Consider the following 9,636-nt stretch of genomic DNA (forward strand, 5'->3'; position numbering starts at 1 on the left):
CTTCGATTTCGGTGAGGTCCGTTATGCGCGGCACGACAAAGAAGCTTTGCCCGCCGCGATAATGTTCGCGCAGCAATGCTTCGCGCAGCACCACGGGGTCCCAAGGCATGACGTAAGTACGCACCGCCAGACGGTCGACAGGGGGCGTCTGGATGACGGACAGCTCGCGCAGGCCAGACATTGCCATTTGCAGCGTCCGTGGGATCGGTGTGGCCGTCAGCGTCAGCATATGCACGTCGGTCTTCAGCGCTTTCAATTGCTCCTTGTGATTGACACCGAACCGTTGTTCTTCGTCAACGATGACGAGGCCAAGCCGTTTGAACGCAAGCGACTTTGCAAGAACGGCGTGCGTCCCAATCACGATGTCCAAAGTACCATCCGCCAAGGCTTCACGCGTTTGTGTGGCTTCGGCGGTTGGAACGAGCCGTGAAAGCCGGCCGAGCTTTAACGGCAGGTCACGGAAACGTTCGGCAAAGTTCGAATAATGCTGCCGCGCCAACAATGTCGTCGGCGCAATCACCGCGACCTGAAGCCCCGCCATTGCCGCTGCAAAAGCCGCGCGCATGGCGACTTCGGTTTTTCCAAACCCGACATCGCCGCACACGAGCCGGTCCATGGGTTTGCCTGCGGACAAATCCTGAAGTACTTCTTCAATCACGCGCAACTGGTCTTCGGTTTCCTCATAAGGGAAACGGTCGACAAAGCCGGCATAGGCAGGACCGTCCACTTCAATGATGGAACCCGGACGAAGCGCACGTTCGGCAGCGGTTTTCAGCAATTCACCCGCGATTGCGCGGATGCGTTCTTTCAGCTTCGACTTGCGCCGCTGCCATGCCTCACCACCCAGCTTGTCGAGCGACACATGCTCGCTGTCGGAGCCATAACGTGACAGAACGTCGATATTCTCAACGGGGACATAAAGCTTGTCTCCGCCGGAATAAGTCAGGGCAACGCAATCGTGCGGACTGTTGCCCACGGGTATCGAAATCAGGCCTTCATAACGGCCAATACCATGGTCCTGATGAACCACGAGATCGCCCGGGGTCAGCGCGGCAAGTTCGGCCATGAAGGCATCGGCGGATTTACGGCGCTTTTGCCTGCGCACCAGCCGGTCGCCCAGCATGTCCTGTTCGCTTAAGACGGCTATGTCCGGCGTTGAAAAGCCATGGTCCAATGGCAACACAACCATTGCCGTCCGCCCGGCGGCCACGCCCAATGCCTGCTGCCAACCGTCTGCATCTACGATGGACGGCGCGCCATGATCCGCCAGCAAACCCTTCAACCGCTCGCGTGCGCCAATGGAATAGCTCGCGATGATGGTTTTCGTCTTTTTGCTGTGCAGCGATTTCAGATGCGCGGCGACGGCTTCGTAGACATTGGCTTTCTGCGTGCGTTCCGGCGCAAAATCGCGCGCTGCGGCGATGCCAAAATCAATGACACTGGCGGAGTCGGGCTGCGCGAATGGCGTAATCAGGTGCGCGGCATTGTCGTCGAAAAGTTGGTCGAGCTCGCCGCCGCTTAAATAGAGCATCTCGGGCGGCAAGGGGCGATAGCTGCCGGGTTCTGCGGCCTGCGCCTTCACGCGATTTTCGTGATAGTCGCTGATGGAGTCTAGCCGCGATTGGCCCGCGGCAATCGTGCCACTGTCGCGAATGACAAGCGCGTCGGCCCCGACATGGTCAAAGATCGTTGCCATGCGCTCTTCAAACAATGGCAACCAATGGTCCATGCCTGAAAGCCTGCGGCCTTCCGAGACGGCCTGATAGAGCGGGTCGCCCGTTGCGGTCACGCCAAAGCGTTCGCGGTAGCCAACACGGAAACGCTTAATCGCGTCTTCGTCCATAAGGGCTTCAACCGCGGGCAAAATATCGAAATGTTCGACTTGGTCGATGCTGCGCTGATCGGACGGATTGAAACGGCGGATGCTTTCGATTTCGTCGCCGAAGAAATCGAGACGAAGACCGACTTCGCTGCCGGCGGGAAACAGGTCGACAATGCTTCCACGGATCGCGAATTCGCCTGCGTCGGCCACGGTATCTACGCGGAAATAGCCGTTTGATTGCAGCAATGACGCAAGCCGTTCGCGGCTGATTTCGCGGCCAGCGGCCAAGCGTTCACCCGTCTGGCGAATGCGAAAGGGTGTGACATATTTTTGGATGACTGCACCGGTAGTGGTGACCACCAGCTGCTTCTTTTTTGCAGGCTGCTGAAGCGCTTGCAATGTCGACATGCGCTGCGACGTGACCGCAACCGAGGGCGATGCGCGATCATAGGGCAGGCAATCCCATCCCGGCAGAATCAATATTTCAAGTTCAGGCGCAAAAAACGGCACAGCGTCGGCAATTGCCCGCATCGCGGCTTCATCGGGCGCTATGTACAGCGTGCGTGCTTTGGCCGCGCGTGTAAGGTCAGCAAGCAGAAGCGGCGCAAACCCGTGCGGCACCGACGCGAGCGTCAGCGCGTTGCGACTGGTTGTGATCCGCTGCAAATCAATCATGATGTTTGGGTGCTAAGCCCTTCGGGCAGCGTGATGAAATTTAACTGCATCAGTTGGTCCATCAATGGCCCCGCAAAGGCAGGATCGGGCGGTGCGGTTCCGAGTGCCCACGCCATGATGTCAACATCTTCCTCATCAATCAAACGTTCGAACCATTCATATTCGACTTCGCCCCAGTTGGCGGAGCATTGGTCGAAAAAGCCGCCGACCATGGCATCCGCTTCGCGTGTGCCGCGGTGATGTGCACGATAATGCAGTTTGCGACGATAGGGGTCAGCGTCCATGTAACGCATCCTTTATGCTGGTGGCGTGAAATGATTTGCGGGTTATAAGCGGCCCTAGTCATGCGTCCCGATATACTCAATCCGTTATTTGCAGAAGTTCGCGCCATGAAGGGCGTCGGGCCCGGTCTGGCAAAGCCTCTCGAGCGCCTTGGGCTCGAGCGGGTTAAGGATGTGCTATATCATTTTCCAGCCAACTGGACCTATCGCAAAGCGGTTTCCGTGCTGGATGTCGCCGATGTCGGCAGCAACATCGTTGTCACCGTTACAGTCATGGACCACCGCAACAGCAACAACGCCCGCGCACCGTTGCGGATATTCGTTGCGGATGTCGCCGGAAACTATCTGACGCTCACTTTTTTCGGCCGAAATGGTGGTTGGGCGCGCAAGCAACTGCCTGTTGGCGAGAAACGGATCATTTCGGGCAAGCTCGAACGTTATGGCGACGAATTGCAAATGGTGCACCCCGATCATGTCGTTCCCGTCGACAGCGATACGTCACCTGGCCTTGCCGAGCCGATTTATCCGCTATCGGATGGACTGACCAACAAACGCATGGGCCAACTTGCGGGGGCCGCATTGCAGGATGTGCCGGACTTGCCCGAATGGATTGAGCCAACTTTGGTCGCTGGCCGGAACTGGCCCAACTGGGCGGCTGCCATGGGAACTGTGCATCGCAGGGACGACCAGTCCGTGCGAGACAGGCTGGCCTATGATGAACTGTTCAGCAATCAGCTCGCCATGCGCCTTATCCGCGCGGCGATGGACAAACGTACCGCTGTGCCAGTGGCGGGTGATGGCTCGTTAATCTCGCTGTTAAAGCTGCCATTTGCGCTCACGGGTGCGCAGCAGCGGGCGATTGCCGAAATTGAGGGCGACTTGGCGCAATCACGGCCCATGTTGCGCTTGCTGCAAGGCGATGTCGGCGCGGGCAAGACGATGGTTGCGCTCATGGCATTGCTGCGTGCGGTGGAGTCGGGGATGCAGGCGGCGATGTTGGCGCCAACCGAAATTCTTGCGCGCCAGCATTATGCAGGCCTTCAAAAGCTGTTGGCGGGGATGCCCGTGAATATTGCGATCCTAACGGGCCGCGAAAAGGGCAGCCTGCGCGAAGCAACGCTGATGGGGCTGGCTGACGGTTCGATTCATATCCTCGTTGGCACCCATGCGATTTTCCAAGAGGCCGTGACCTACAAGTCGCTCGCGGTTGCCGTTATCGACGAGCAGCATCGTTTCGGCGTTTCCCAGCGGCTCATGCTGTCGCGCAAGGGCAGGGGCGTTCCGCATCTGCTGGTCATGACGGCAACGCCGATTCCCCGCAGCCTCGCGCTTGCGGCCTATGGTGAAATGGACAGTTCGATCCTTGATGAACTTCCGCCCGGTCGTACGCCGGTTGAAACACGCGTCATGTCGCAGGACAGGCTTGCTGAATTGATTGACGGCGTTGCGCGCCATCTCGCCGCTGGGAAACAGGCATTCTGGGTTTGTCCCTTGGTCGAAGAAAGCGATAAGAGCGATCTTGCCGCCGCCGAACAGCGCGCAGAAATGCTCCGCTTACGTTTCGGAGCGCAGGTTGCGTTGGTGCACGGTCGTATGCGGGGCGCAGAAAAAGACGCAGTTATGGAGCGCTTCGTTGCGGGTGAAACACGCCTGCTGGTGGCGACGACCGTCATAGAAGTTGGCGTTGATGTGCCCAATGCCAGCCTGATGGTGATAGAGGCGGCGGATCGTTTCGGCCTTGCGCAATTGCATCAGCTGCGCGGGCGCGTTGGTCGCGGGTCAGAGAAATCGGTCTGTATTCTGGTGCGCACGACGCAAATCGGTGAGACGGCGCGCGCGCGTCTTGCGCTGATGCGCGAAACCAATGACGGATTTCGTATCGCCGAGGAAGATCTCAAGCTGCGCGGCGCCGGCGAATTGCTGGGAACACGTCAATCGGGCGACAGCCCATTTCGCGTTGCCACGCCAGAGCAGGTACGCGAACTTATCAGCGTTGCCGCTGATGATGCGCGGCTTTTGTTGGAACGCGATGGCGGGCTTGATGGTCCGCGGGGGCAGGCTGCCCGTGTGGCTCTCTATCTGTTTGAACGAGATGCCGGTGTGGCGACGCTTCGCGGCGGTTAGCGCAGCTTTGGCGAGATGATTTCAAGCAGCCCAAGAAAATTGGGCAAACGTAACACGCGCTCAAACTGAAAACCGGCCCGCTTGTCAGACGTCCAGATAACCAGTGCCTCGATTCTGCCAATGACTGGCAACCGAAGTTCGACGCGCTCCCCACGTTCGAAGCCAGGATTATCGTCAATCATGAAGCCATGCGCGGAGACGTTGATGATGTGAATTTGCGTGTCGCCGCGCAATTTACTCTCGGCTATGACGGTGTGGTTCGCGCGGTGACGGGCCGCCATGCGGAAATCCAGATCAGGGTTCGGAACTGCTTGTGCCATAATTTGTGGCCTCGTGCGGTTATTGGTGTTGAATAATCACCGTACCGCCAAGTTCCAAAGATTTGGTAAAGCCACGCTTCACAATTTTACCGACGCGCTTATCCGAAGCGAATGAGGCCGTGCTTTTTCTTGCCAGCAGAAATTTTCACAGGCTCAGCCTGTGCCGAAATCACGGCATTTTCGTCCGTAATCGCCGCATCGGCAACCCGCGCGCCGCCACCTTGGATCATTCTGCGTGCTTCTTTTTTGGAAGCCACAAAATTTAGCGCCACCAACGCATCGATCACCGAAATCTCTGTGCTGACGTCAATCGTCGGCAAATCACCGCCGGACGTTCCTTCTTCAAAGGTCTTTCGTGCCGTTTCAGCCGCGAGCGTTGCTGCCTCCGCACCACGGCACAATCCCGTCGCCGCGTTCGCCAGTGCAATCTTGGCGATGTTGATTTCGGAGCCCGCAAGCGATTCCAAGCGTTCGATCTCGTCGAGCGGCAAATCGGTGAAAAGGCGCAGGAACTTGCCGACGTCGCGGTCGTCCGTATTGCGCCAGAACTGCCAATAATCATAATCAGGCAGCTGTTCGCGATTGAGCCAAACCGCGCCAGACACGGACTTGCCCATTTTCGATCCATCGGCTTTGGTAATAAGCGGCGTTGTAAGACCAAACACCTCTGCACCATCCATCCGGCGCGCCAATTCCATGCCGTTGATGATATTACCCCATTGGTCCGATCCGCCCATTTGCAAACGGACGCCCATCGTCTTGCTGAGATGACGGAAGTCATATCCTTGCAAGATCATATAGTTGAATTCGAGGAAGGTCATGGGCTGTTCGCGTTCAAGCCGCAGCTTGACCGAATCAAATGTCAGCATCCGGTTGACGGTAAAATGGGTGCCAACCTCTTGCAGCAGCTCGATATATCCAAGCTGACCCAACCAGTCATGGTTGTTGACCATCACGGCATCGGTCGGGCCATCGCCAAAGGTTAAAAACTGCTCAAACGCCGTGCGTATGGACGATATGTTGGCTTCGATGGTTTCATCGGTCAGCATCTTGCGGACTTCGTCTTTGCCCGTCGGATCACCAATACGCGTCGTGCCGCCGCCCATAACCACGACAGGTTTGTGTCCAGCCTGCTGCAATCGGCGCAGCAACATGATGGACACCAGATTTCCGACATGAAGCGATGGCGCAGTCGCATCGAAGCCGATATATCCCGGGACAATCTCTTTGGACGCAAGCGCATCAAGCGCCGCCGCGTCGGTTGTTTGGTGGATGTAGCCGCGTGCATCAAGCTGGCGAAGGAGATCAGATTTATAAGCAGTCATAGCGCGTTAGCGCCTAGCATGGAGTTTCGACATTGGCCAATATTTCGATGACGGAAACGGTGCTGCAATGTCATCCGCTGAGCGAAAAGGGCTTTGTGGAGGCTATAGCAGTGCACGTTGATCGCGTTGAAGACGGTCGTTTGCAGATAAAATATACGCTGCACGGGCTGATTGACGGGGTACATTTCCCGGAAGCTACGCAACCCAAACGGACGGACGGACTTTGGAAAGACACATGTTTTGAATTGTTTTGCGGCCCTGCCGATGAAGGCGGCTATGTCGAATTCAACTTCGCTCCGTCGGGGCAATGGGCGGCATATGCCTTTACCGGATACCGCGAAGGCATGACGGAGCTTGCTTGCCAGCCACCGCAGATAGGCTGCAAGGCGGGGGAGGGTATGTTCGACATGACGGTCACATTGGACCTGCCCGAATCTTTGCGCGCGGTGGATGTAATGGCCGGGTTAAGCGCCGTTATCGCGGACAAGCACGGACGTACCGCTTATTGGGCACTCGCGCATCCACCCGGGAAAGCGGATTTTCATCATAAGGATTGCTTTGCCCTGCAACTGGAGGCACGAAGCGCGGCATGAAATTTGGAATTGATCGCCTCCTGACGGAGCCAGAACTTCGCAAGCCATTGGCGGGTAAACGTGTCGCGTTACTGGCCCATCCAGCATCTGTGACAGCAGACCTGACGCATGCATTGGATGCGCTGGCTGCGCTCGACGATATCAATGTCACCTCCGCCTTTGGCCCTCAACATGGCCTTCGGGGTGACAAGCAAGACAATATGATGGAGTCGCCCGACTTCACCGACCCTGTTCTCGGCATCCCGATATTCAGCCTCTATGGTGAAGTACGGCGCCCTACCACCCAGTCGATGGGGACCTTTGACGTCATCCTGATCGATATGCAGGATCTGGGTTGCCGGATTTATACGTTTATCACGACGCTGCTTTATGTGCTTGAGGCGTCTGCCGCGCATGGCAAATCGGTTTGGGTATTGGATCGCCCGAACCCTGCGGGCCGCCCTGTCGAAGGGCTGACGCTGCAAAAGGGTTGGGAGAGCTTTGTTGGCGCTGGGCCGATGCCCATGCGGCACGGCATGACTCTGGGTGAGATCGGGCATTGGTTCATCGATCATTACAAGATCGACGTTGATTATCGCGTTATTGAAATGGCGGGTTATGAACCAGACGCAGCGCCCGGATATGGTTGGCCTGCCGACCGGATATGGATCAACCCAAGCCCCAATGCACCTAACATCAACATGGCCCGCGCATATGCGGGTACGGTGATGCTTGAAGGGGCAACATTGTCAGAGGGCAGGGGAACGACCCGTCCGCTGGAGATATTCGGCGCGCCGGACATTAACGCGCGTGATGTAATGGACGAAATGCGGGCGTTTGCGCCGCAATGGCTGAATGGTTGCACACTTCGGGAAATTTGGTTCGAACCGACATTTCACAAGCATGTGCATCAACTGTGTCATGGTGTGCACATCCACGCAGAAGGTCCATCATATAACCATGACGCGTTCCAACCGTGGCGGATCCAGGCATTGGCATTCAAGGCCATCCGGCGGCTCTATCCCGAATATGATCTGTGGCGCGACTTCCCGTATGAATATGAATTCGGTAAGCTCGCCATTGACGTAATTAACGGCGGCCCCGCGTTGCGTGAATGGGTGGATGCACCCGACAGCACGCCCGATCAACTGGACGCAATGACGTCAGCCAATGAACAGGATTGGCTACAGAAACGCGCGCAATATCTGCTATATTAGGGTCTTGACCCTAGTGGCCGTGCTTCCGGCTTAACTCGCGCATGGCGTCATCAAGACCTTCCAGCGTCAGCGGGTACATCCGGTCGTTCATCAATTCCTTGATGATTTTCGTGGATTGCGAATAGCCCCACTGTTTTTCGGGTACGGGGTTAAGCCAGACCGTGGCGGGATAGGTGTTCGTAATCCGGTTCATCCAGACAGCGCCGGATTCTTCGTTGAAATGCTCCACCGATCCGCCGGGATGCGTGATTTCATAAGGGCTCATCGAGGCATCGCCGACCATGACCACTTTATAGTCATGCGGGAATTTGTGCAGAACGTCCCACATCGGGGTACGTTCGCTAAACCGGCGCTTATTGTCTTTCCACACGCCTTCATATGGGCAGTTGTGGAAATAGAAAAATTCCAGGTTTTTGAACTCACTCGTGGCCGCACTGAAGAGCTCTTCGCAAAGCTTGATAAAAGGATCCATTGACCCGCCAACGTCCAGCATCAGCAGTACCTTGATCGCGTTACGACGTTCGGGGCGCATTTGAATGTCCAGCCAGCCTTTGCGCGCGGTGCCATTGATTGTGCCGTCAATATCGAGTTCTTCAACCGCGCCATCGCGGGCAAAGCGGCGCAGCCGGCGCATTGCTATTTTGATATTGCGCGTGCCCAACTCTCGCGTGTTGTCGAGATTCTGGAATTCGCGCTTGTCCCACACCTTTACGGCACGCTTGTGCTTGGATTCGCCGCCAATGCGGACGCCTTCGGGATTATAGCCCGAATTGCCATAAGGTGACGTACCGCCGGTTCCGACCCATTTGTTGCCGCCTTCATGGCGCTTTTCCTGCTCCTCAAGCCGCTTTTTCAGCGTCTCCATCAGCTCGTCCCAGCTGCCCATTTTTTCGATCTTGGCCATTTCCTCTGGCGACAGATATTTCTCGGCGATCGCCTTTAACCAATCGGCGGGTACATCGACATCGTTTTGGCCATATTCAGTGAATACACCTTTGAAAACCTTGCCAAATACCTGGTCGAAACGGTCCAAAAGCGCTTCGTCTTTCACCAGCGTGGCGCGGGCCAAATAATAAAATTCTTCGGGGCTTTGGTCGATAACATCCGCATCCAAAGCAGCGAGAAGCGCAAGATGCTCTTTCAATGAAGCGGATATACCGGCGGACCGCAACTCTTCCATGAATGAGAAAAACACCGGCAGGCTCCTGTTTAATTGACCAGTTAAAGCTTTTGGCTGTTTCGACACGCGCCGTCAACAACCGGCGATTAACTCTGTGATAACCATATTGGGGTAGGCCCC

8 protein-coding genes are annotated in these 9,636 nt (G+C 56.6%); 3 read left to right on the forward strand and 5 right to left on the reverse strand.

The genetic code is table 11. The features are described 5' to 3' along the window. Both ACIQ0G_RS08125 and ACIQ0G_RS08130 read right to left on the reverse strand, forming a co-directional pair. Positions 1-2,497 (reverse strand): transcription-repair coupling factor (locus ACIQ0G_RS08125; protein ID WP_397577474.1); only part of this gene is annotated, 2,497 nt, incomplete at its 3' end. After that, positions 2,494-2,781, reverse strand: coding sequence for a succinate dehydrogenase assembly factor 2 (locus ACIQ0G_RS08130; RefSeq protein ID WP_397577475.1), 288 nt, complete (start codon positions 2,779-2,781; stop codon positions 2,494-2,496). The genes ACIQ0G_RS08125 and ACIQ0G_RS08130, both read right to left, overlap by 4 nt. A gap of 60 nt (positions 2,782-2,841) precedes the next feature. Here ACIQ0G_RS08130 and recG point away from each other — a divergent pair, with 60 nt between their 5' ends. Then, the gene (recG, locus tag ACIQ0G_RS08135; RefSeq protein WP_397577476.1) at positions 2,842-4,902 is read left to right on the forward strand and encodes an ATP-dependent DNA helicase RecG; all 2,061 of its coding nucleotides are present in this window, start codon (positions 2,842-2,844) and stop codon (positions 4,900-4,902) included. On the opposite strand, the gene ACIQ0G_RS08140 is transcribed toward recG, so the two are convergent. Further along, positions 4,899-5,222: a PilZ domain-containing protein gene (locus ACIQ0G_RS08140; protein WP_306062033.1), complete on the reverse strand. Its 324-nt coding sequence runs from the start codon at positions 5,220-5,222 to the stop codon at positions 4,899-4,901. The genes recG and ACIQ0G_RS08140 overlap by 4 nt on opposite strands. A gap of 98 nt (positions 5,223-5,320) precedes the next feature. Next, positions 5,321-6,547, reverse strand: a complete 1,227-nt coding sequence (gene tyrS, locus ACIQ0G_RS08145) for a tyrosine--tRNA ligase (RefSeq protein WP_397577477.1) — start codon at positions 6,545-6,547, stop codon at positions 5,321-5,323. A 32-nt stretch (positions 6,548-6,579) separates the two neighbouring features. Here tyrS and ACIQ0G_RS08150 point away from each other — a divergent pair, with 32 nt between their 5' ends. Continuing rightward, positions 6,580-7,140 carry a DOMON-like domain-containing protein gene (locus ACIQ0G_RS08150; RefSeq protein ID WP_397577478.1) on the forward strand — a complete coding sequence of 187 codons (561 nt, stop codon included), beginning with the start codon at positions 6,580-6,582 and terminating at the stop codon, positions 7,138-7,140. Next, positions 7,137-8,336 (forward strand): exo-beta-N-acetylmuramidase NamZ domain-containing protein, encoded by a 1,200-nt coding sequence (locus tag ACIQ0G_RS08155; RefSeq protein ID WP_397577479.1) that lies wholly within the window; start codon positions 7,137-7,139, stop codon positions 8,334-8,336. Before ACIQ0G_RS08150 ends, ACIQ0G_RS08155 begins: the two co-directional genes overlap by 4 nt. 10 nt (positions 8,337-8,346) lie before the next feature. Here the strand turns inward: ACIQ0G_RS08155 and ACIQ0G_RS08160 are convergent, their stop codons facing one another. After that, complete coding sequence (locus tag ACIQ0G_RS08160) at positions 8,347-9,516, reverse strand: VWA domain-containing protein (protein WP_397577480.1); 1,170 nt, start codon at positions 9,514-9,516, stop codon at positions 8,347-8,349. Between the last annotated feature and the right edge of the window lie 120 nt (positions 9,517-9,636).

Origin of the sequence: Sphingorhabdus sp., assembly GCF_044354325.1 — a bacterium.
Lineage (GTDB): Bacteria > Pseudomonadota > Alphaproteobacteria > Sphingomonadales > Sphingomonadaceae > Sphingorhabdus_B.

What these genes read in the sequence shown, in the direction of transcription:
- recG (WP_397577476.1), top strand. Translation starts at nt 2,842, where the DNA reads ATGCGTCCCGATATACTCAATCCGTTATTTGCAGAAGTTCGCGCCATG.
- ACIQ0G_RS08155 (WP_397577479.1), top strand. Translation starts at nt 7,137, where the DNA reads ATGAAATTTGGAATTGATCGCCTCCTGACGGAGCCAGAACTTCGCAAG.
- tyrS (WP_397577477.1), bottom strand. Translation starts at nt 6,547, where the DNA reads ATGACTGCTTATAAATCTGATCTCCTTCGCCAGCTTGATGCACGCGGC.
- ACIQ0G_RS08140 (WP_306062033.1), bottom strand. Translation starts at nt 5,222, where the DNA reads ATGGCACAAGCAGTTCCGAACCCTGATCTGGATTTCCGCATGGCGGCC.
- ACIQ0G_RS08130 (WP_397577475.1), bottom strand. Translation starts at nt 2,781, where the DNA reads ATGGACGCTGACCCCTATCGTCGCAAACTGCATTATCGTGCACATCAC.
- ACIQ0G_RS08160 (WP_397577480.1), bottom strand. Translation starts at nt 9,516, where the DNA reads ATGGAAGAGTTGCGGTCCGCCGGTATATCCGCTTCATTGAAAGAGCAT.